The organism is Curtobacterium sp. ME-Dv--P-122a, from assembly GCF_030209645.1.
Lineage (GTDB): Bacteria > Actinomycetota > Actinomycetes > Actinomycetales > Microbacteriaceae > Curtobacterium > Curtobacterium flaccumfaciens.
In genome coordinates, this window is record NZ_JARVRO010000011.1 from 62,156 (window position 1) to 83,465 (window position 21,310).

At 71.6% G+C, this 21,310-nt stretch carries 26 protein-coding genes; 12 read left to right on the top strand and 14 right to left on the bottom strand.

Annotated elements, in window-relative coordinates; translation table 11 throughout:
* The 9 genes from QRN49_RS11880 to QRN49_RS11920 form a co-directional block, all read right to left on the bottom strand.
* A complete protein-coding gene (locus tag QRN49_RS11880) occupies positions 1 to 759 on the bottom strand; it encodes a flagellar biosynthetic protein FliR (RefSeq protein ID WP_110894673.1) in 759 nt (252 codons plus the stop codon).
* The gene (gene fliQ / locus QRN49_RS11885; RefSeq protein WP_111022850.1) at positions 759 to 1,034 is read right to left on the bottom strand and encodes a flagellar biosynthesis protein FliQ; all 276 of its coding nucleotides are present in this window, start codon (positions 1,032 to 1,034) and stop codon (positions 759 to 761) included. Before fliQ ends, QRN49_RS11880 begins: the two co-directional genes overlap by 1 nt.
* A 9-nt stretch (positions 1,035 to 1,043) precedes the next feature.
* Complete coding sequence (gene fliP / locus QRN49_RS11890) at positions 1,044 to 1,880, bottom strand: flagellar type III secretion system pore protein FliP (RefSeq protein WP_027465540.1); 837 nt, start codon at positions 1,878 to 1,880, stop codon at positions 1,044 to 1,046.
* Complete coding sequence (locus QRN49_RS11895) at positions 1,877 to 2,437, bottom strand: FliO/MopB family protein (RefSeq protein ID WP_284756022.1); 561 nt, start codon at positions 2,435 to 2,437, stop codon at positions 1,877 to 1,879. The genes fliP and QRN49_RS11895 overlap by 4 nt, the downstream gene beginning before the upstream one ends.
* Before the next feature lie 7 nt (positions 2,438 to 2,444).
* A complete protein-coding gene (fliN, locus tag QRN49_RS11900) occupies positions 2,445 to 3,149 on the bottom strand; it encodes a flagellar motor switch protein FliN (RefSeq protein WP_284756023.1) in 705 nt (234 codons plus the stop codon).
* Complete coding sequence (locus QRN49_RS11905; protein ID WP_111223721.1) at positions 3,149 to 4,027, bottom strand: flagellar motor switch protein FliM; 879 nt, start codon at positions 4,025 to 4,027, stop codon at positions 3,149 to 3,151. The genes fliN and QRN49_RS11905 overlap by 1 nt, the downstream gene beginning before the upstream one ends.
* 143 nt (positions 4,028 to 4,170) lie before the next feature.
* Positions 4,171 to 5,100, bottom strand: a complete 930-nt coding sequence (locus QRN49_RS11910) for an OmpA/MotB family protein (protein ID WP_194621996.1) — start codon at positions 5,098 to 5,100, stop codon at positions 4,171 to 4,173.
* A gap of 2 nt (positions 5,101 to 5,102) precedes the next feature.
* On the bottom strand, positions 5,103 to 5,927 hold the full coding sequence (locus tag QRN49_RS11915) for a motility protein A (RefSeq protein ID WP_071244627.1): 825 nt from the start codon (positions 5,925 to 5,927) through the stop codon (positions 5,103 to 5,105).
* Position 5,928: 1 nt separating this feature from the next.
* On the bottom strand, positions 5,929 to 6,231 hold the full coding sequence (locus QRN49_RS11920) for a flagellar FlbD family protein (protein ID WP_110863815.1): 303 nt from the start codon (positions 6,229 to 6,231) through the stop codon (positions 5,929 to 5,931).
* Between the two features lie 128 nt (positions 6,232 to 6,359).
* Here QRN49_RS11920 and QRN49_RS11925 point away from each other — a divergent pair, with 128 nt between their 5' ends.
* The 9 genes from QRN49_RS11925 to QRN49_RS11965 all read left to right on the top strand — a co-directional run bounded on the left by QRN49_RS11925 (position 6,360) and on the right by QRN49_RS11965 (position 16,253).
* On the top strand, positions 6,360 to 7,439 hold the full coding sequence (locus QRN49_RS11925; protein ID WP_282819774.1) for a hypothetical protein: 1,080 nt from the start codon (positions 6,360 to 6,362) through the stop codon (positions 7,437 to 7,439).
* Positions 7,440 to 7,548: 109 nt separating this feature from the next.
* Positions 7,549 to 8,388: a DUF4397 domain-containing protein gene (locus tag QRN49_RS11930; RefSeq protein WP_284756030.1), complete on the top strand. Its 840-nt coding sequence runs from the start codon at positions 7,549 to 7,551 to the stop codon at positions 8,386 to 8,388.
* A 29-nt stretch (positions 8,389 to 8,417) separates the two neighbouring features.
* Positions 8,418 to 9,035, top strand: coding sequence for a class F sortase (locus QRN49_RS11935; protein WP_284756032.1), 618 nt, complete (start codon positions 8,418 to 8,420; stop codon positions 9,033 to 9,035).
* A 71-nt stretch (positions 9,036 to 9,106) separates the two neighbouring features.
* Positions 9,107 to 9,652, top strand: coding sequence for an RNA polymerase sigma factor (locus QRN49_RS11940; protein ID WP_071244624.1), 546 nt, complete (start codon positions 9,107 to 9,109; stop codon positions 9,650 to 9,652).
* Positions 9,649 to 10,446, top strand: coding sequence for an anti-sigma factor (locus QRN49_RS11945; protein WP_284756035.1), 798 nt, complete (start codon positions 9,649 to 9,651; stop codon positions 10,444 to 10,446). Before QRN49_RS11940 ends, QRN49_RS11945 begins: the two co-directional genes overlap by 4 nt.
* 110 nt (positions 10,447 to 10,556) lie before the next feature.
* Positions 10,557 to 12,125 carry a helix-turn-helix domain-containing protein gene (locus QRN49_RS11950; protein WP_171907747.1) on the top strand — a complete coding sequence of 523 codons (1,569 nt, stop codon included), beginning with the start codon at positions 10,557 to 10,559 and terminating at the stop codon, positions 12,123 to 12,125.
* Between the two features lie 146 nt (positions 12,126 to 12,271).
* The gene (locus QRN49_RS11955) at positions 12,272 to 13,405 is read left to right on the top strand and encodes a DUF475 domain-containing protein (protein WP_284756038.1); all 1,134 of its coding nucleotides are present in this window, start codon (positions 12,272 to 12,274) and stop codon (positions 13,403 to 13,405) included.
* A 114-nt stretch (positions 13,406 to 13,519) separates the two neighbouring features.
* Positions 13,520 to 15,121 carry a Na+/H+ antiporter gene (locus QRN49_RS11960; protein WP_284756040.1) on the top strand — a complete coding sequence of 534 codons (1,602 nt, stop codon included), beginning with the start codon at positions 13,520 to 13,522 and terminating at the stop codon, positions 15,119 to 15,121.
* A gap of 265 nt (positions 15,122 to 15,386) precedes the next feature.
* The gene (locus QRN49_RS11965; RefSeq protein WP_259586042.1) at positions 15,387 to 16,253 is read left to right on the top strand and encodes a pentapeptide repeat-containing protein; all 867 of its coding nucleotides are present in this window, start codon (positions 15,387 to 15,389) and stop codon (positions 16,251 to 16,253) included.
* A 17-nt stretch (positions 16,254 to 16,270) separates the two neighbouring features.
* Here QRN49_RS11965 and QRN49_RS11970 read toward each other — a convergent pair whose 3' ends face one another.
* Positions 16,271 to 17,218, bottom strand: coding sequence for a GlxA family transcriptional regulator (locus QRN49_RS11970; RefSeq protein ID WP_284756043.1), 948 nt, complete (start codon positions 17,216 to 17,218; stop codon positions 16,271 to 16,273).
* Positions 17,219 to 17,333: 115 nt separating this feature from the next.
* On the opposite strand from QRN49_RS11970, the gene QRN49_RS11975 reads away from it, so the two are divergent.
* From QRN49_RS11975 to QRN49_RS11985, 3 genes are all read left to right on the top strand, one after another.
* Positions 17,334 to 17,969, top strand: coding sequence for an isochorismatase family protein (locus tag QRN49_RS11975; protein ID WP_284756045.1), 636 nt, complete (start codon positions 17,334 to 17,336; stop codon positions 17,967 to 17,969).
* Between the two features lie 89 nt (positions 17,970 to 18,058).
* Positions 18,059 to 18,214, top strand: coding sequence for a hypothetical protein (locus tag QRN49_RS11980; RefSeq protein ID WP_017887460.1), 156 nt, complete (start codon positions 18,059 to 18,061; stop codon positions 18,212 to 18,214).
* A 120-nt stretch (positions 18,215 to 18,334) separates the two neighbouring features.
* Entirely contained in the window at positions 18,335 to 18,625 is a 291-nt protein-coding gene (locus QRN49_RS11985; protein ID WP_259492479.1) for an ArsR/SmtB family transcription factor, read from the top strand.
* Between the two features lie 25 nt (positions 18,626 to 18,650).
* Here the strand turns inward: QRN49_RS11985 and QRN49_RS11990 are convergent, their stop codons facing one another.
* The 4 genes from QRN49_RS11990 to QRN49_RS12005 form a co-directional block, all read right to left on the bottom strand.
* A complete protein-coding gene (locus tag QRN49_RS11990) occupies positions 18,651 to 19,340 on the bottom strand; it encodes a cation diffusion facilitator family transporter (protein WP_282819087.1) in 690 nt (229 codons plus the stop codon).
* Positions 19,322 to 19,648 (bottom strand): Cd(II)/Pb(II)-sensing metalloregulatory transcriptional regulator CmtR, encoded by a 327-nt coding sequence (gene cmtR, locus QRN49_RS11995; protein WP_111101187.1) that lies wholly within the window; start codon positions 19,646 to 19,648, stop codon positions 19,322 to 19,324. The genes QRN49_RS11990 and cmtR overlap by 19 nt, the downstream gene beginning before the upstream one ends.
* 78 nt (positions 19,649 to 19,726) lie before the next feature.
* Positions 19,727 to 19,900, bottom strand: a complete 174-nt coding sequence (locus QRN49_RS12000) for a hypothetical protein (RefSeq protein WP_259492476.1) — start codon at positions 19,898 to 19,900, stop codon at positions 19,727 to 19,729.
* Positions 19,901 to 20,085: 185 nt separating this feature from the next.
* Positions 20,086 to 21,261, bottom strand: a complete 1,176-nt coding sequence (locus QRN49_RS12005) for a flagellar hook protein FlgE (RefSeq protein WP_110863826.1) — start codon at positions 21,259 to 21,261, stop codon at positions 20,086 to 20,088.
* Between the last annotated feature and the right edge of the window lie 49 nt (positions 21,262 to 21,310).

Below are 21,310 nucleotides of genomic sequence, written 5' to 3' on the forward strand. Positions count from 1 at the left end.
TCACCCCCGTCCCGTGATCGCCTCGACGGCGTCGCCGGTCAGCGACGACACCACCGAGGGCAGGGCCATGAAGAGCGCGCCGGCGAACAGGACGGTCAGGCCGATCTTGATCGGGAAGCCCATCTGGAACGCGTTGAGCGCCGGTGCCACGCGGGTCAGCAGCCCGAGGCCGACGTCGGCCAGGAACAGCACGACGACGAGCGGGCCGGCGATCTGCAGGGTGGCGAGGAACATCTGCGACATCGCGGTCACGAGCATCGACGCGAGCCCGTCCACCGCGAAGGTGCCGGTGAGCGGCACGGCGTCGAACGACCGCACCAGACCACCGACGATGAGCTGGTAGCCGCCCGAGGTGAAGAGCAGCGCGAGCGCGGTCATCTGGAACAGGCGGGTGAACTGGGCGCCGTTGACCTGGGACTGCGGGTCGAACGCCTGCGCGAGCGTGAACCCGCCGAACAGGTCGATGAGCGCACCCGCCGACTGGACGGCGGCGAACACCAGGAACACCAGGAACCCGAGGGACAGCCCGACGACGAGCTGGGTGAGCAGGGCGAGCAGGAACGGCCCCGTCTCGAGCGACTCGTAGCCGACGGCGACGCGCGGGGCGACGCCGATGGCCAGCCCCAGCCCGAGGATCACCTTCACCGTGCCGGGGAACGCCCGGTACGAGAACGGCGGCGCGATGACGAAGAACGCGACGAGCCGGACGCCGGCGAGCATGGTGGCCTCCAGACGGTCGGCGTCGATGCTGAGCTCCATCAACCGGCCCCGAGCAGCCTGGGGATCATGTCGAAGGCGACGTGCGTGAACGCGATCATCTCCGAGATCATCCAGTTGCCGCAGACCACCAGGGCGATCGCGACGGCGACGGCCTTCGGCACGAACGAGAGCGTGACCTCCTGGATCTGCGTCACCGACTGGAACAGCGAGATCGCGAAGCCGACGACGAGCGAGGTGATGAGCACCGGGGCGGCGAGCTTGCCGGACACCAGGAGCGCCTGGAGCACGAGGTCGATGACGGCCTGCTGGTTCATGCGTGCCCCCTAGACAACGTGGTAGCTCTCGATGAGCGACGTGATGATGAGGCCCCAGCCGTCGACCAGCACGAAGAGCAGGATCTTGAACGGCAGCGAGATCATGACCGGCGGGAGCATCATCATGCCCATCGACATCAGGGCCGCGGAGACGACGAGGTCGATCACCAGGAACGGGATGAAGATGACGAACCCGATGATGAACGCGCTGCGGAGCTCCGAGATGATGAACGCCGGGATCACCGTCGTCATCGGCACGTCCGCCATCGACTTCGGGTTGTCCAGCCCGGCGGCGCGGGTGATCAGGGCGACGTCCTCGTCGCGGGTCTGGTGGAGCATGAAGGTCCGCAGGGGCTTCGTGCCGATCTCGACGGCCTGGTTGAAGTCGAGGTGCCCGGCCAGGTAGGGCTGCAGGGCGTCGTCGTTGATGTGACCGAGCACCGGCGCCATCACGAACAGCGACAGGAACAGTGCCAGTCCGGCGATCACCTGGTTCGGCGGGATGGACTGCAGCCCGAGCGCGTTCCGGGTCATCGCGAGCACGACGAAGATCTTCGTGAACGACGTCATCATGAGCATCAGCGCGGGCGCGACGCTCAGCAGCGTGATGCCGATGAGCGTCACCACGGCGGACGAGGGGGTGCCGTCCGGGCCGTTCACGCTGACGCTGAAGTCTCCGGTCGCGGGGGCGGTCGGGGTCGCCGGGGCGGTGGGTTCGACGACACCGGCGGCGTGCGCACCGGTCGTCGTGAGCATCAGGAACCCGGCCACGACCGCCAGGCCGAGCAGGACGAGGGCGACGAGTCGACCCGACCGTGCCAGCCGGTGCGGCCCTGCCGCGGTCACCCGGCCCGCCGGTTCCGCAGCGCAGCCGCGGCCTGGCGCCAGGTGTCGACCGACAGGATCGAGCCCTGCAGCTGCTGCGCGCTCGGCACGGCGCGCTGCGGGCGACGGTTGCGCGGGCGCATCGGCAGGGGCGCGACTTCGCTGGTCGCGTCGGTCCCCCGGGTCACGTCGTCCGAGCCTGCCGGGAGGCCCGTGGTGGCGTCCGACTGCTGCGCGAGTTCCCGACCGAACGCGTCAGCCGACGGGGCGGGACGCACGGGCAGCGCCACCGGTCCGGTCACGATGGTGAGTTCCGGCGCGGGCGCCTGCCCGCTGGTCAGCAGGTTGACCCCGTGCTCGGACACGCCGAGCACGAGCCGCTCCCCCTCGACGTCGACCACGACGACGCTCGCCTTGCCGCCGATGCCCTGCCGACCGACGACCTCGACGGTCGCGGCACGGCGGCCCGACGGCTTGCCCGCGAAGCGCTTGCGGCTCGCGCGGTGCAGCACCCACATGAGGGCGAGCACGACGCCGAGCGAGAGCGCGACGCGGAGGGTGACGACGAGGGTGTCCACGTGCGGGTCAGACCGTTTCGGCGACGTCGAGGATGCGGGTGATCCGGACCGCGTAGTCCTGGTCGACGACGACGACCTCGCCGTGCGCGATGAGGCGGCCGTTCAGCAGGACGTCGGCGGGGGCACCGGCACTGCGGTCGAGCTCGACGACGGCGCCGGGCTCCATGCCGAGCACGTCGCGGACCGACATCCGGGTGCGGCCGATCTCGACCGTCAGGGTCATCTCGACGTTGTTGATCCGGCCGAGGTTGCCGGCGGGCAGGTTCGCCACGACGGGCGCCGACACCGTGCCGTTCTCGCGGATCCGGATGCCGAACCACCCGGCGGGCAGGCCACCGGCGGTCAGTTCGAACACGACGGTGTCCGGGTCGGCCAGCAGCGACGCGGCCGACTCGCGGTTCGTCTCGCCGAGCACCCCGACGCCGAGGACCCCGGCCGCGGCCTCGAGCGACGGACGCAGGACGTCCGTGACGGCCACGATGCCGTGGTCGGTGCCTCCGGCGGCCGTGATCGACTCGAGGTCGGTGAGCACGAGCGCCAGGTCGGCCGACAGGCCGCCGACGAACGAGGCGACCACGGCGTCCGTCGCCGCGTCGAGCACGACCGGTGTCGCGCCTCCAGGCAGGAGCACCGCGGTCAAGGGGGCGGCCGTCGGGAGCTGCGCCGCGAGCGACTCGGCCGCTGCGGTGTGGAGGGTGGTCGTTTCGGTCATCAGTGCTGCTCCGTGCTCGTGGTGGTGACGACGATGCCGGCGAGGCGCGAGCCGTTCGCGCCGACCGCGGCGGTGCCGACGGGTTCGCCGTCGACCGCGATGGTGAGGGGCCGGTGCTGCGGGTGCGGCAGCGGCAGGACGTCGCCGACGGCGAGCCGCAGGACCTGCGTCGGCAGGACCGCGGCCGGGGCGAAGCGCAGGCTGACGCCCACGGGCACGCTCTCGAGCTGCGCGTCGAGCTGGGCTCGGGCGTCGGCGGGCGACACGTGCGCGGCGGCCTCGCCGAGCTGCGGCAGGACGGCCTCGGCCGGCAGGGCCAGCGTGCCGGGGGCGATGCGGTCGCCGACCCGGATCGAGAACGAGGCGACGATCATCAGGTCGCCCTTCTGCGCGGCCTGGGCGAACTGGCTGTTGAACTGGAACCCGCCGACCGTGACGTCCTGCGCGAGCAGGCCGCCGAACGAGTAGCGGAGGTCGTCCAGGGCGTCCTCGACGATCTTGCGGACCAGGGCCTGCTCGATGGGCGTGAAGGTGCGGTCCGGGGTCGGGAGCGGCTTCGACGCGCCCAGCGCGTGCGACACCCACGTCAGCGCGGCGTCGAGCGGGACCTGCAGCACGCCCTTCGGGGTCAGGCCGGTGATCGGCAGCAGCACCATGCCGGTGAGCGCGGGCAGCGACGCGGCGTACTCGTCGTACGTCGTCATCTCAACCTGCTCGCAGGTGACCTGGCTGACCGCGCGGACCTTCGCCGTCAGCTGCGTGCCCCACTGGCGCGCGAACGTCTCGAAGGCGAGCTCGAGGACCCGGGCGTGCTCACGGGCCAGCGTCGACGGGCGCGCGAAGTCGTACACCTCGGGCGCTGGCAGGGTCTCGGTCACGGGTGCGTCTATCGGTCACCTGTGGGGCACCCGTCAGTGCTGTACCCCGTAGTGGGGCGGTGGCGTCAGCGCTGGTGCGCTCCGCGCGCTGCGTGTGTCAGCCCTGCTGCGCTGCGTGTCTCAGTCCTGCTGCACTGCGTGTGTCAGCCCTGCTGCGCTCCGTCCTGTGCCTTGGCCAGCGCCGGCATGAGGGCGCTGACGTCCTGGTCGGCGTTCGACAGGACCACGATGTCGACCCGCCGGTTCAGGGCGAGGTCGCGGTCCGTGCCGCCCTTCGCCAGCGGCCGGCTCGACCCGAAGCCGACGCTCTGCACGTGGTCGCCGGGCATCCCGCCCCGCTCGACCAGGTCGCGCAGGACCCCGGTCGCCCGCGCCGCGCTGAGCTCCCAGTTGGTGGCGTACGGCGCGGTCGAGTTCCGCTGGTCGGCGTGCCCCTCGACGCTGACGTCGTGGGCAGAGGTCTTCAGCACCGGCGCGATGGCGTCCATGATCGACCGCGCCTGGTCGGACAGGTCCGCGCTGTTCGTGCCGAAGTACGTCTCGCTGCCGATCAACCGGACGATCAGGCCGCGGGCGTCCACGGTGAACTGGACGTTCTCGGACTGGCCCGCCTTCGCCAGGTTGCGCTGGATCGCACGCTCGAGCTTCGTCAGGTCGTCGAGCTCGCGCTTCGCCTCGGCGAGGTCCTGCTTGCTCGCCGTCGTCGGCACCACCGTCGACGCGGGGTCGACGTTGGTGTCCTTCGTGCCGGACGACGCGGTCGAGTGGTCGGCCTGGGACTTGTCCGTCGAGTAGCCGGAGCCGTCCTCGACCTGGTCCTTCGTCACGACGGTGCCGCTCGCGGTGTCGATCTTCTGCGAGTCGACCTCGCCGAAGCCGGTGGCGAGCGACTGCTTCAGCTGGATGTACTTCTCCTGGTCGACGGTGGACATCGCGAAGAGCACGAGGAACATGCACATCAGCACCGTGATCATGTCCATGTACGACGCCATCCAGCGCTCGTCGGGGTGCTCGGCCTCGTCGTGGGACTTCTTCGCGCGACCGCGGCCGCGGCCCCGGGGGTTGGCGCTCACGGTCAGGCCGCCAGCTGCTGGTCGTCGGCCGCATCGGCCTTCTTGCCGGCCTTGCCGGCCTTGCCGCCCGTGTCGGCGCGTGCGGCGGGCGGGACCATCGCCTTCAGCCGCTCACCGAGCAGACGGGGCTGGCTGCCGGCCTGCACCGCGAGCAGCCCCTCCATCAGGAGCGTCTGGCGGTCCGACTCGAGCTGGGCGAGCTTGCGGAGCTTGCCGCCGATCGGCAGCCACATGAAGTTCGCGGTCAGCAGGCCCCACAGGGTCGCGACGAAGGCGCTGGCGATCAGCGGTCCGAGCTCGTCGGGCTTGCCGAGGTTCGCGAGCACGTGGGTCAGCGAGACCACGGTGCCGATGATGCCGACGGTCGGGGCGAAGCCGCCGAGGCCCATGAAGAACGCGCTCGCGCTCCGCGTCGGGGCCGCGTTCGACTCGATCTCGTCCTCGAGCAGGATCCGCAGCTCGTCGCCGTCGGTGCCGTCCGCGATGTTCTGCAGCGCCTTCTTCATGAACGGGTCGTCGTGCTTGTCGGCCTCCTGCTCGAGGGCGAGCAGGCCGTTGGCGCGGGCGGTCTCGGCGAGTCCGACGACGTCGTCGATGACCGATGCCGGCGGGGTGACCTTGCCGGTGAACGCCTTCGGCACGGCCTTGAAGCTGGCGATCGCGTCCTTGAGCGTGGTGCTGGCGATGCCACAGCCGATGGTGGCACCGAACACGAGCAGCATCGGGGCGGGCAGGAAGAGTCCACCGAGCTCGACGTGCTCCATCTGGACCATGCCGAACAGGGCGCCGAAGGCGAGCAGGATGCCGACGATCGTTGCGATGTCCACGTCAGCGCCCCCCGTCCAGCGCGCGGCCGTGCTGCGTGGAGCGGAGTGCGGCGACCGGGGCGAGCGTGGGCTGCGGGCCGGTGTTCGTGCTCGAGCGGGGGGCCTGGTCGGTGCCGTAGGCCATGCCGACGATGCGTGCGCGGTACGCGGCGATCAGGTCGATGACGTCGGCCATCGACTCCCGCACGATGTACTTCGCGCCGTCGACCATGATGAGCGTCGTGTCCGGCGTCTCCTGGATGCGCTCCACGAGATCGGGGTTCACAGCGAATCCGCTGCCGTTCAGTCGTGTGACGACGATCATGGCCCGTCCTGGTTCTCGATCGTCCCGCCGCCGTCCGTGGGGCGGGATGCGGGCCCGTCCGTGGGCCTGCACGGAGGACTATCGGCGGGTGCGACGGGTGCGTTAGCGACCGTCACTAGCCTGGATCGGTGATCGATGCCTCGGACCTGCTCGCCCACCCGCGTGGCCGGCGCTTCTGCCTGGAGCTCGTCAGCGGTGCCCAGGACCCCGACGACCCGGCCGCCGTGCAGCTCGGCCACCTGCTCTTCTGGGCGGAGCACCACCTCGGCGTCGAACGCGGCGACGACCGAACGCTCTTCGGCATCGATGGCGCGGTCGAGCCTGAGCCGGCTCCGGACCTGGCAGCGGTGGCGAGCGCACTCGCGGCGGTGCCCCTGCCGTCCGTGGGCGAGGACGAGGTCGTCGTCGCGCTCGAATCGACTGCGGACAGCGCGCTGTGGTGGCAGCAGCCCGATGCGCTGGACGCGCTCCTCGCTCGGACGGAACTGCAGGCCGCGCTCCGGCGGCTCGCTCGGTGGGCGGTCGACAGCCCGGTCGTGCGCCGGCTCTTCGACCCGCAGGGCGGAGCATGGACCGTCGAGTTCGACGAGGACGAGCAGCCCCGACGTCCGGGAGCGGCAGAGGCGCTCGCGGACTGGTCCCGTGAGCTGCGCCGCGAGGACGCCGAGGGGAACCCGGGGGTGGCCAGCGGTGTGTGGTGGACAACGCCGCCGTGGCCGCTCGCGCAGCACACGCGAGCGCCGTTCCCGTCCGCCGGGCCGTTGGCGCTCTGGGCGGTCGAGGACTCCTTCGGGCAGGAACGCGCCGTCGTCTCGGCGGTGCCGGCCGATGCCACGGCGCGCGTGTGCACCGTCGACGGTCCCGCCGACTGGGCCGCGCTGTGCCGGCGCTGGCCGCTCGACGTGACGGGGACGACCCGACGGAACGACTGGGCCGTGGCGACCGGACGGCAGGGCGACTGGGTGCAGCCGGACTGGTCCGCGGTGGCCACCGAGTACGACGTCGTGCACCTGACTGTCGCGGGCTGGTTCCGCACTTCCGGGCTCACCGTGCCGGTCGACGGCAGCCGCGCGAGCGTCGTCGCCGGGTGGACGCCGGACTCCGCGTACCGGCTCACCGACCGGGGAGCCGGGGACGAGGCCGTCACGGGCGATCCGGAGACCTGGTCGCGTCCGGGCAACGCTGGGGTCTGGCGCCGTCTCAGCTGATCCCCAGGAAATCGCTGCATCCGATCGGGGTGCTCCGGCGGTAGTGGGGGTACGACGTCGAGGACGACGTTGTCCGCACCGGCCCGGACAGGCCCGAAGGAGACACGTCATGCGCAAGACACTCGCCACCGGCCTCAGCGCCGGTGTCCTGTTCGCCGCCGCTGCGGCCGTACTGCCCGCGACCGCTGCGACCGCCGCCACCGGCGAGGCGACGCTCTCGGTCCTCCACGCCGTCCCCGACGTCACCGTCGACGTCTACCTCGACGGCGAACGTGCCATCGACGACTTCACCCCGGGCACCCTCGCCGGCCCGATGATGGTGCCGGCCGGTGCACACCAGCTCGCGATCACCGCCTCGGATGCCACCGACGCGTCGAAGCCGATCATCGGCCCGGCGGACGTCTCGTTCGACGCCGGCGGCAACTACACCGCCGTCGCCCACGACGCCGCAGACGGGTCACCCACCGCCACGGTGTTCACCAACGACACCTCGGCCGTCGCGGCCGGCCAGGGACGCCTGGTCGTCCGGCACGTCGCCGCCGCACCGGCCGTCGACGTCCTCGCCGGTGGGAAGGCCGTCGTGTCGAACCTGTCGAACCCCGACGAGCAGGCCCTCGAGCTGCCGGCCGGCACCGTGTCGGCGACCGTCGCCGCCACCGGGACCACCGACCCCGTGATCGGCCCGGCGGACGTCGCGGTCAGCGCGGGCTCGTCGACCATCATCTACGCCTGGGGCAGCCTGGACGACGACAACCTCGCCCTCGCCACGCAGACCATCGCGGACCTCGGTGGCACGCCGAACGGCGTCCCCGCCGGGAACGCCGGTCTCGTGGCCACGAACGACCAGGATCCCCTGCCCCTGGTCGGCGCAGCGGCGGCCGCACTGGCCGCCGCTGCCGCGATCGGGGCCGTGGTGCTCCGCCGCCGGCACGCAGCGACCCGCCGCTGAAGGTGCCACGCCCCGTGCGGTCCGCCACGGTGACTCTCGTCGTCGCCGTGGCGGCCGCCGCCCTGACCGGGTGCTCGTCGGCCGGGACCACCCCCGGCGGGCAACCGTCCGTCCTGCCGACCACCACCCCCACACCGGTCCCGTCGGCGTTCTCGACCGAGGTACCGCAGCAGGCCGCCACGATCCCCCCGGTCCGGGATGCCCCCGCCCCCACCACCATCACGGTCGACCACGCCGGCATCAGCGCGGCGGTCCGCCCCGAGGGGGTCGACGAGGACGGCGCGATGGCGCTGCCGCCCGACCCGGCGACCGCGGGCTGGTACCGGTTCGGTGCCGCACCGTCGTCCACCGAGGGCACCGTCGTCATCGCGGCCCACGTCGACGCGGTCGGCTACGGCATCGGCCCGTTCTCCCGCCTCGGCGACGCCCCGACCGGCACCCGGGTCACCCTGACCGACGCGGACGGTGCCGAGACCGCGTGGCGCATCGACTCCGTCAGCATGCTCGAGAAGCAGGGACTCCCCTGGGGCGAGGTGTTCCGTGACGACGGACCACGACGGCTCGTCCTGGTGACCTGCGGTGGGACGTTCGACGCAGCCACCGGACACTACGAGAGCAACCTCGTCGTCACCGCGGTCCCGGCCTGACCGTGGCGACGATCCGCCCCCTACGATCGGATCGTGGTCGACGACGACGACCGCGCCAGCGACAGGAAGACGTGACGACCATCCTCCCGGACGACAGCGAGCTCTCGGACGCGTTCCGCGCCGGGGGCGAGCACGCCCTGCGAGCCGTCTACGAACGGTGGTCGTCGCTCGTGTACTCGCTGGCCCTGCGCGCCCTGGCCGACCCGGCCGCCGCGGAGGACGTCACGCAGCAGGTCTTCGTGAAGGCCTGGCAGCGCAGCACGAGCTACGACCCCGGCCGCGCCCCGCTCGGCGCGTGGCTGGTCGGCATCACCCGGAACTGCATCGCCGACGCGCAGAACGAGCGCCGACGGCACGCCAGCGCCGCCGACCCGGACGTGGTCGAGGAGACCACCCCGGCGCCGGAACCGGCCTTCGACCTGGCCGAACGCGCACTGGTCGCCGGCGAGCTCGAGCGGCTCGACGAGGTCCCACGGCGCGTGATGCGACTGGCGTTCTACGACGACCTCAGCCATCGTGAGATCGCCGAACGGCTCGAACTGCCGCTGGGCACCGTCAAGAGCCACATCCACCGAAGTCTGGCTCGGCTCCGAACACGTCTGGAGGTGATCGAATGAAGCACGTCGACGACGAGACGCTGGCGATGCTCGCGGTCTCCGACCAGGTCGCCGCGGACGACGTCGCCGAGCACCTGGCGTCCTGTGACCGGTGCCGCGATGAAGTTGCCGCGCTGCAGCGGGTCGCCGCGGTGACGCGGGCGTCCGAGGACGTCACGCTCGCCGCGCCCCCGGAACACGTGTGGGACCGGATCGCGGCCGAGATCGCCCGGACGCCGCAGCAGGCTGCGGCGCCGGCGGCCGACCCCGGACGCGCGTCCGGCGGGGCAGCCGGCGGCACCCGGTCCGACGCGCAGCACCACGCCGTGGCCCGCCGACCCCGATCCCGTCCGCGTCGTCGCCGAGCCCTCGCCATCGCGATCGCCGGCGTCGGCGTACTCGCCGTCGTCCTCGGCATCGGTGTGGCGTCGGGGGTCGTCCCCGGACTCCCCCGCGGCGACACCGAGACCGTCCTGGCGAACACCGAGCTCGCCGCACTGCCCGGTTGGTCGGGGACGACCGGCCGCGCCGAACTCGAACGTGACCAGGACGGCCGGGTGACCCTGCTCGTCGACCTGCACGGAGAGCGCGGTCGCTCCGGCACCGGTCCGCTCCGCGAGGTCTGGATGATGCGGTCGGACCTCGGCGGCCTGGTGAGCGTCGGTTACCTCGACGGCGACCAGGGCCGCTTCACGGTGCCCGACGGCGTCGACACCGCGGAGTTCCCCGTCGTGGACGTCTCGGCCGAGGCCGACGACGGTGATCCGGCGCACTCCGGTGACTCGATCGTCCGGGGCACCCTGACCGATCCCTGAGCGGTTTCGTCCCCCGAAATTCCCAACTGTGACGTATTCGAGACCTCAGCACGCGCGACGGGTGTCGATCTTCCACTGCTTTATCTCATGAGCGTGTTAGCGTGGCGCGCATGACCGACACCACCACCGTCGTCTCGCCGGCATCTCCGGCGACCGCAGCACCCCTCCGTGAGGTCGGCGCCCTGATCCGGGGCGCCCGCAAGGGCCGCAGCATGACGCAGGCCCAGCTCGCCGAACGCGTCGGCACCAGCCAGAGCGCGATCAACCGCATCGAGCAGGGCGGGCAGAACCTGTCCCTCGAGATGCTCACCCGCATCAGCGACGCCCTCGACCAGCAGATCGTCTCGATCGGCGGCGCCCCGCAGCGTGCCCACCTGCGCGTGCAGGGAGGCCGGAAGCTCAGCGGCTCCATCGCGGTGAACTCGAGCAAGAACGCCGCCGTGGCCCTGCTCTGCGCCTCGCTGCTCAACCGCGGCGTGACCCGTCTGCACAAGGTCGCCCGGATCGTCGAGGTCGACCGCATCATCGACGTGCTCCGCAGCCTCGGCGCGAGCGTCACCTGGTCGGAGGACGGCGAGACCCTCGAGATCGTCGCCCCCGACGACCTGCACCTCGACGCGATCGACGCCGACGCCGCCCGCCGCACCCGCAGCGTGCTCATGTTCCTCGGCCCGCTCAGCGGCCGGTACGAGTCCTTCCGCCTGCCCTACGCCGGCGGCTGCGACCTCGGCACCCGCACGGTCGAGCCGCACCTCATCGCGCTCCGTCCGTTCGGCGTGGACGTCGAGGCGACCTCCGGTTGGTACGAGGTCGACGTCGCGAACCAGGCCGTCCCCACCAAGTCGGTCGTGCTCACCGAGCGCGGCGACACCGTGACCGAGAACGCGATCCTGGCTGCCGCAGCCCGCGACGGCGAGACCGTCATCCGGAACGCCAGCCCCAACTACATGGTGCAGGACCTCTGCTTCTTCCTCGAGCTGCTCGGGGTGCAGATCGAGGGCATCGGCACCACCACACTGCGCATCACCGGCAAGAGCAAGATCGACGAGGTCGTGGACTACTGGCCGAGCGAGGACCCGGTCGAGGCGATGAGCCTGCTGACCGCGGGCATCGTCACCGCGTCGACCCTCACCGTGACCCGTGCACCGATCGAGTTCCTCGAGATCGAGCTCGCGACCCTGGCCGAGATGGGCCTGCGCTTCGACGTCACCGAGGAGTACGCCGCCGCCAACGGCCGCACCCGCCTCGTCGACATCACGGTGTACCCGTCCGAGCTGCACGCACCGATCGACAAGATCCACGCGATGCCGTTCCCCGGCCTGAACATCGACAACCTGCCGTTCTTCGTCGTCATCGCGGCCATGGCCGAGGGCACCACGCTCGTGCACGACTGGGTCTACGAGGGCCGCGCGATCCACCTGCTCGACCTCACCCGCCTGGGTGCGAGCGTCACCCTGCGCGACCCGCACCGCCTCGACGTGACCGGCCCGACGCACTTCTCCGGTGCCGAGATCAGCTGCCCGCCGGCGCTGCGGCCCGCCGTCGTGATCCTGCTGGCGATGCTCGCGGCGAAGGGCGAGAGCGTCCTGCGCAACGTCGGCATCATCGCCCGTGGCTACGAGCAGCTGCAGGAGCGCCTCAACTCGCTCGGCGCGTCCATCGAGACGTTCCACGACTGACGCGACCACCCACGCGCGCGACCTGACGGCCCGTCCCCGCAAGTGGGGACGGGCCGTCACCCGTTCTGCGGGGTCCCCACGGGCCTCCAGGCCGATGCCCAGGAGCGCTCCATGCGCCGCCCAGCCCGACCGTGCTGGATGGGCAGATGGCCACGAGATCACTCCTGACCGTCCCCCTGCTCATCACCGTCGCGGCCGCCGCGGCGGCCTGGCTGGTGCTCGGCCCCGCCGCAGCGCTCGCCTTCGTGGCCCTCGCGTTCCTCGAGATCGCGATGGCCGCGGACTCGTCCGTGCCGATGGCCGGCATCGCCGGCCGGCTGCACTCCCCCGCCCGGCGGCTGTTCCTGTCGCTCGGGATCGTCGCGGGCGTGCTCGCGATGCGCCTGCTCCTGCCGCCGGCCGCCGTCGCGGTCGGTGACGCGACCGACCCGGCCAGCTCGGTGGAGGAAGCCGTCTTCGCACCCGGTTCGTTCTCCGCGCACCTGGCCGAGGTGCGTCCGGCCCTCGCCGCCTTCGGCGCCGCGTTCATCTGGCAGGTCTTCGCCGAGTACCTGTTCAACACCGACCGCGCGTCCCGCAGGTCGTGGCTGGGCAGCCTGGAGGCGCGGCTCGCCTCCGTCGCGCGACCCCGCGTCTGGTCGCTGGTCACCGCTGCGACGGGGGTCGTCGTGACCTCGGTGCTCGTCGGGTCGCGTTCCGGCTGGGCCGCCGGTGCGCTGCTGCCGGTCGCGCTCGGCGGGGTGGCCGGCATCGCGGCGTACCTCGTGTCGAAGCGGACCGCGGCGTGGGCGCTGCGCGGCGGCCCCGGCGGCGGCGGGTCGGACACGGCGTCGATCGGGGTCGGCCGCGGAGCCTGGCGCATCCACCTCTACGCGTCGACGGTCGTGTTCGAGCGGGGGCTCGTGGTGTTCATGCTGTTCGAGATCCTCGACGGCGTGTACAGCCTGTCGGGGTCCGGGCCGCTCGGGTCGGACGGGCTCGGGGCGCTCGAGCAGGCCGCCGTCGCCGTCGGGGCGATCGGGGTGGGCGCGGTGTTCCTGGCCCGCCTGACCTCGCGGGTCGACCAGGCTGCGGGGCTCAAGCGGCTTCGGTACCTGAAGGCCGGAGCGGCGTACGTCCTCGGGGTGCTGTCGGTGCTGCTGTGGGCGAGTCTGCTCGTGCCGATCCCGGGCGTCGTCGTGGGGTGGTTCGGGACCGTCGTGATCGGGTCGGCGCTGGTGAGTTCCCTGCCGTGGCGGGCGTGGTGGCGGCGGGTGGTGCGGCGGCCGCGGGCGGTGTGAGCGGCGGCTCGGGACGCGTCGTCCGGGTGTGGTGCGGCGCGTCGTCCGGCTGTTCTGGAAGGATCCACCGTGGATCGGCGTTGACTGGCGGGTCGGACGACGATCGGAGTGCACGTGCTGGGACCGGAACTGGTGGTCGTGCTCGGCCTCGCCATCGCGCTGACGGCGGCCGTGGCCGACCGGATCCGGATCGCACCACCCGTGCTGCTCCTGGTCTTCGGCGCGCTGCTCGGGCTCGTGCCGGAGTTCGCGGACGTCGAGCTCCCCGCCGAGGCCGTGCTGCTGCTGTTCCTGCCGGCGCTGCTCTATTGGGAGAGCCTGACGACGTCGCTCCGCGAGATCCGGAAGAACCTGCGCGGCATCGTCCTGATGGGCACCCTGCTCGTCGTGGTGACCGCCGGTGCCGTCGCCGTCCTGCTGCACCTGCTCGGGATGCCGTGGGGGCCGGCCTGGGTGCTCGGCGCCGCGGTCGCCCCGACCGACGCGACCGCGGTCGGCGTGCTCACGAAGATGCTGCCCCGGCGGAACGTCACCGTGCTCCGCGCCGAGAGCCTGGTGAACGACGGCACCACCCTCGTCATCTACGGCATCGCGGTGGCCGTCACCGTCGGCACGCAGGAACTCACGTTCTGGGGCGTGTCCGGCATGCTCGTCCTGTCCTACATCGGCGGGGTCGCCGCCGGGCTCGCCGCCGCATGGATCGGGACGATGGTGCTGCGGCGCGTCGACACCGTCGTGCTCGAGAACCTCGTCACCCTGCTCGTGCCCTTCGCCGCGTTCCTGGCCGCCGAGGCCATCGGCGCCTCGGGCGTGCTCGCCGTCGTGGCGGCCGGCATCGTCGTCAGCCAGGTCGGTCCCAAACTCGACCGTGCCGAGACCCGCCAGCAGGTGCGCGCGTTCTGGTCGTTCCTGACCTTCCTGCTCAACGGCGCACTGTTCGTCCTGGTCGGCATCGAGGCGATGGTCGCCGCACGCGCACTCGACCCCGCCGACCTGCTGCGCGGGACCGGGATCGTCTTCGCGGTTGCGGTGCTGCTCGTCATCGTGCGGTTCGCGTTCCTGAACGCCGCGGGCGGGACCATCTGGCTCGTCACCCGGCGCACCGGCGGAGAACCCCGCGAGGGGCACCGCGACCGGCTCGTCAGCGGGTTCGCCGGGTTCCGGGGCGCGGTGTCGCTCGCCATGGCCGTCGCCGTGCCGCGCACGCTGGAGTCCGGTGGCGACTTCCCCGAGCGCGACCTCATCGTCTTCGTCACCGCCGGCGTGGTCATCGTCACGATCGTCGGGCAGGCCCTCGTACTGCCGGCCGTCCTGCGCCGCGCCGCGCTCCCCGAGGACGAGTCCGTCAGCGAGGAACGTCGCTACGCCGAACGCACCGCCATCGAGGAGGCGCTCGATGCACTCCCCCGTCTCGCTCGGTCGACCGGAGCCGATCGTGCCACCGTCGATCGCCTGCGCAAGGACTACGAGGCCCACCTCGACGTGATCGAGGCCCGCGAAGGGGACGACGACGACCACCCGGCGCTGCAGCGGCACGACAACGCGATCGCCCTCGAGCTCGCACTCGTCCAGCACAAGGCGAGGACCCTGTTGCGCCTGCGCGACGCCGACGAGATCGACGACCTGGTGCTGCGTCAGGTGCGCGCCGGGTACGACGCGGAAGAGGCGCGGCTCGACGGCATCGAATCGGTGGCGTCACCGCCCACGTCGTCGTAGGGCGACTCCGCGTACACCTGGTCGAAGCGGGCGTACCCGGTCGGTCGTTCTGACCAGGTACGCCCGTTCCGCGTTCCCATCGCACCGGGAACGCTAGCCTGGCCGCAGTGATCCTCCGTCTCTCTCGGTGACCCACCGGTCACCCAGCACCACCGGTTCGCCCCGCCGACGCGCGGGGGTGGTCTCGTGCGCCCGGACGGGGAACTCCACCAGGAGTTCCCCCGCACCCGGCACACCATCCAGACCACCAGAGGAAGACCACTCCATGACGACCACCGACCGGTCCGCCCTGCGCGCGGACTGCGGCAACTGCTTCGCGCTCTGCTGCACCGCCTTCGGGTTCCAGCGCTCCGCCGACTTCCCGATCGACAAACCCGCCGGCACCCCCTGCGGCAACCTCGCTGACGACTTCTCCTGCACCATCCACCAGGCGCTGCGGCCGCGCGGGTTCCGGGGCTGCACCGTCTTCGACTGCTCCGGTGCTGGCCAGTACGTGTCCCAGACCCTCTACGACGGGGTCAGTTGGCGTGACCACCCGGACTCCCGCGCGGAGATGTTCCGGGTGTTCCCGATCGTCCGCAGGTTGCACGAGATGCTCTGGCACCTCGCCGAGGCACAGGACCGTGCGGTGACCCCGGACTCAGCAGACGACGCTGCCCTGCTCGCGCAGGAGATCCGGCGAAGCCTCGACGCCGGTCGGCCGACGCTCCTCGCGCTGGACGTCGAGCCGCTGCACGCTCGAGTACGCGACGTCCTGATCGAGGTGAGCGCCGAGGTCCGAGGCCGGTACAACGCCGGTGCGGACGACGCTCCGGACGGCCTGTTGCGTCCGGGGGCGGACCTCGCCGGGCGCGACCTCGGCGCACGGTCGCTGCGCGGGGCCGACCTGCGGGGAGCCACGCTGATCGCGGCAGACCTGCGCGGTGTCGACCTGTCCGGTGTCGACCTGCTCGGCGCGGACCTCCGGGATGCACGGGTCGACGGAGCCGACCTGTCCACGGCGGTGTTCCTCACACAGGCGCAGGTGAACGCGGCGCGCGGAGACGGCACCACGGCGCTGCCCCGTGGTGTCGATCGACCGACACACTGGCCGTCGACGGCCGCCCCGGTTTCGCCCACGGCGCCGCGCTGAGACCGCGGATCGGCCGGTCAGGGCCTCGCGTCGAACCTTCGGCGGTAGCTCGAGGGTGTGCTGCCGAACGCCACGGCGAAGTTCTGCCGCAGCGTGACCGGGTTGCCGAACCCGCACGCTGCGGCGATCCGGTCGACGGGCAGGTCGGTGGTCTCGAGCAGCCGACGGGCCTCGTCCAGACGGCGACTCCGTACCCAGGCCGCCGGGGTGGTGCCGGTCGACGCCTTGAAGGCCCGGACGAAGCTGCGGCGGCTCATGTGGGCCGCCGCAGCGAGTCGGTCGACGCCGAGTTCCTCGTCCAGGTGCTCCACCGCCCAGGCTGATGCCGTCGCCACCGGGTCGTCGCCCCGACGCTGCACGACCGGCCGCTCGATGTACTGGGCCTGCCCGCCTTCGCGGTGGGGCGCGACGACCAGGCTCCGCGCGACCCGGTTCGCTGCCTCGGCGCCAAGCCGCGTCCGCACGACGTGCAGGCACGCGTCCAGCCCGGACGCCGTGCCAGCCGAGGTCAGCACGTCACCGTGGTCGACGTAGAGCACGTCGGCGTCCACGGTGACGTCGGGGTGCGCGGCGGCGAGCCGGTCGACCTCGCGCCAGTGCGTGACGGCGCTGCGTCCCGCGAGGAGCCCGGCACCGGCGACCGCGATCGACCCGAGGCACAGACCGACCACGACCGAACCCCGCGCGTGCGCGTTGACGACCGCCCGCTCCGTCGGTGCCGGCAGTCGGGTGCCGTCGTCGGTCCAGGACGGCACCACGACGAGGTCGGCCTCCGCCGCGGCGTCCAGCCCCTGCACGGGACCGAGCGTCAGTCCCTCGGCGGTCCGGACCGAACCGTGCCGGTCGGAGAACACGACGGTCTCCCAGTCGGCGAGACCGAGCCGGGTGACCTCGTCGAACACCATCTGCGGGACCGACAAGTGGAACATCGTGATGCCGTCGAAGGCGTAGATGGCGATCCGCACGCGGGACTCCTCCGGTTTGGCCTGGATCCATCGTACCGACGCACGCGTGTCAATCGCACCGAGGGCGTCGGCGGACGAGGATCGTCGAGTACACCCACCGACCCAAGGAGCTCCCGTGTCCGATCCCCAGCGCGCCCTCGTCCTCGTCGACATCCAGCTGGAGTACTTCAGCGGTCCACTCGAGGTCCGGTTCCCGCCCGTCCGCGACGCGCTCGCGCAGATCACGACCGCGATCGACGCCGCGACCGCTGCCGGCACGCCGATCGTCGTCGTCCAGCACACCGCCGGTGACGCTGCGCCGGTGTTCAACCCGACGACGGAGGCGTTCGCCCTGCACCCCGAGATCGAGCGGCGACGGACGCCCCAGTGGCATCAGATCACGAAGCAGTTCAGCTCCGTCTTCGCCCACACGGACCTACTCGCCTGGCTGCAGGAGCGGTCGATCGACACGGTCACCCTGGTCGGCTTCATGACGAACAACTGCATCATTGCCTCGGCAGCCGAGGTGGAGGCACTCGGCGTCTCGGTCGAGGTGCTGTCCGACGCGACCGGCGCGATCAACATCGTCAACGCCGCCGGGGCCGTGTCCGCCGAGACGGTGCACCGCACGCTGATGGCGTTGTTGCAGTCGAACCTCGCCGCCGTCGCGCCGACCGCGGAGTGGGCGTCGGCACTCACTGCCGGGGTCGCGATCCCCGGGGACGCCCTGCCGACGTCGGCCGTCGCGGGGACCCAGCGGTTCCCGGGCTGACATCCGTTCTCATCTATAAATGTATTGCTACTTCTGCATATGTGATCTAGGCTGAGGGCATCCCAACCGACGATCAGCAGGAGGTCACCATGGCCGAGCACGAGAACAGCGCAGAGCACACCGTCGCCGAGCACACCCACCAGGACGGCTGCGGCCACGAGACGGTGCAGCACGAGGACCACGTGGACTTCGTCCACGACGGCCACAAGCACGCCCAGCACGGCGACCACTACGACGAGCACTGATCTCCTGATCAGCGCAGGCCCGTGATCAGCACCGATCGACGGACCTGCACGACGGCCCCGACGCACCGCGCCGGGGCCGTCGTATTGCATGCACGTATGCGCGTGCGCTTACATGAGTCCATGTCAGACGGGATCGAAGCAGCAGCCGAACTCTTCAAGGCGCTGTCCTCGCCCGCCCGACTCCGGATCCTGTCGGCGTTGATCTCCCAGCCTTCCGACGTCGGCTCCCTCGCGGAAGTGACCGAGCTGTCGCAGCCCCTGGTGTCCCAGCACCTCCGCACGCTGCGGCTCGCGGGCATCGTGCAGGTCGAGCGCATCGGGCGGAACGCCGTCTACTCGCTGCACGACGAGCACATCGCCCACATCGTCGGTGACGCGGTCAGCCACGTCAGTGAGTCCGAAGCCGACTGAACCGCCGGCCGCGGGCAGACTGCGTTCAGCAGCAGTCGCAACGCTCGCGCTCGCGCTCCCCCGTCAGCGCCGACACCGGCTGCTTGCAAGCGTCACCGCGCCAGGCCTCGAGTCCCTCGCGCACGGCGAACACGACCACGACCAGTCCGGCGAGCGGATCGGCCCACCACCAGCCGAACAGGCTGTTCGCGAGCAGGCCGAGCAGCACCGCCGCCGACAGGTAGCTGCAGATCAGCGTCTGCTTCGAGTCGGCGATCGCCGACGCCGAACCGAGTTCGCGTCCGGTCCGCCGTTCGAGGAGGCTCAGGAACGGCATGACGGCCAGGCTCACCGCGGCCAGGACGATGCCGACCGGACTGTGCTCCGGCGACCGGACACCCGTGAAGGTCAGGACGGCGTCGACGCTGACCACCAGGGCGAGCCCGAAGAACGAGACCGCGATCACCCGCAGCGCCGTTCGTTCCCGGGCCTCCGGGTCACGCCCGGCGAACTGCCACGCGACAGCCGCAGCCGACAGGACCTCCACGATCGAGTCGAGCCCGAAGCCGATCAGCGCGGTGGAGGACGCCACCGAACCGGCGGCGATCGCCACGACGGCCTCGATCACGTTGTAGGCGATGGTCGCCGCGACGATCCACCGGATCCGTCGGCGGAGCACGCCGACACGAGCCGGTGCGAGCGACACCGCAGTGGTAGTCACCGCTCGACCTCGCATCCGTCGTCGTCGGCGACGTCCACCGCCAGCACCACGTCGACCAGGGACTCGAGCGCGCGGGTGAGGTTGCGGTCCGCGATCTCGTAGCGGGTCCGACGCCCCTCGGGCACGGCGACGACGATCCCGCAGCCGCGCAGGCACGCCAGGTGGTTCGACACGTTCGTCCGCGTCAGCTCGAGTTCCTCGGCGAGCCGCGCCGGGTAGCCGGGTTCGTCGAGCAGCCGGAGCAGGATCCGCGCTCGCGTGGGGTCGGAGAGCGCCCGCCCGAGACGGTTCAGCACGTCGTGCCGCGAGGCAATGGTCAGCATGCGCTGACCATACATCGGCCCACGCCCAGACCGCCACTGATCCGGACGACACGTCACGCCCTCGGACAGCGCTCGGGCTCAGACGTCCCCGAGCCGCCGCCCGGTCAGCGCGTCGTTCCAGCTCGTGCGGCCGCCGGGAGCACGCGACTCGTGCACGCCGTCGTGGCCGCGTGGTCGATCACACCGCCAGCGGTCGAAGACGCTGCAGCAGCGGTGGTCGGACTGGTGGTCGGGGTCGTGGTTCTCGCGCATCGCACCGATGAGACGTCACGACGCACCGTTTCGTCACGAACGGTCGCCGAACTCCCTGCACCACGAACGATGGTGAGCAGGAACGGTCGAGTCCCCCTTCAGCACCCGACCGTTCCTGCTCACCAAGCGCCCGGCGTCGCGAGCGGGCACGACGCGAGCACAGCGCCCGCGACGCGCCCCCGCGCCTAGCGCTTCAGGTTCGTGAGCTCCTGCAGCACCTCGTCCGAGGTGGTGATGATGCGGGCGTTCGCCTGGAACCCGCGCTGCGCGACGATCAGGTTCGTGAACTCCTGCGACAGGTCGACGTTCGACATCTCGAGCGTCCCCGCCGCGAGCGAACCGACGCCCGCCGAGCCGGGGCCGCCGACCGTCGCACCGCCCGAGTTCGCCGTGGCGCGGTAGCCCGACGCCCCGGTCTTCTCGAGGCCGGCCGGGTTGGCGAACGTGGCGAGGGCGATGCGACCGAGCGCGAGCGACGCGCCGTTCGAGAACGTGCCGGTGACGGTGCCGTCCTTCGAGATCGAGTAGCCCTGCAGCGCGCCGGCCTCGCGGCCGTTCTGCGAGCCGATCGCCGCGGTGTTGAGTGAGGCGAACCCGGTCAGGTCGCCCATGTCGACGCGGATGCCCCCGACGGCGAGGGTGCCGCCGGCGGTCAGCTTGCCGTCGGTGCCGAAGGTCAGCGAGGTCGTCGCCGTGGTGCCCTGGCCGTTGCGTCCGGTGACGTCCCAGCCGTCGGCGGTGCGCGTGTAGGCGAGGGACATCGTGTGCTTGGCACCCGAGGCGTCGTACACGGTGGCCTCGCGGGTGATGGTCTGGCCGACGGCGGTCTCGGACGGCAGGTTGCCGGCGACCGTGGCAGCGGTGGTGCGGACCGCCGGGGCCGCTGCTTCGAGCGGCAGCGTGATGTCGGACAGCTGGCCGTTCTCGTTGACGACACCGTTCGTGGCCGGGTAGCCCTGCACGATCTTGCCGTCGGCGGTGACCAGGCGGCCGTTGGCGTCGAAGTCGAACGCACCGGCGCGGGTGTAGACGGTGTCGTTGCCCAGGCGGGTGACGAAGAAGCCGTCGCCCGAGATCATCAGGTCGGTGGCCTTGCCGGTGGCCTGCGCCGAGCCCTGCGAGAAGTTCGTGGAGACCCCGGCGACCTGCACGCCCAGGCCGATCTGGGCCGGGTTCGTGCCGCCGATGCCGGTCTGCGGTCCGCCGGCACCCTGGGTCATCTGCGACAGGGTGTCCTGGAACACGGTGGTCGACGACTTGAAGCCGACGGTGTTGACGTTGGCGATGTTGTTGCCGGTGACGTCGAGCATCTGCTGGTGGGAGCGGAGGCCGGAGATCCCGGAGTAGAGCGAGCGGAGCATGGTGCGTCCTTTCGGAGAGGCAGGAAGAGCGAGGAAGAACGAGGAAGAA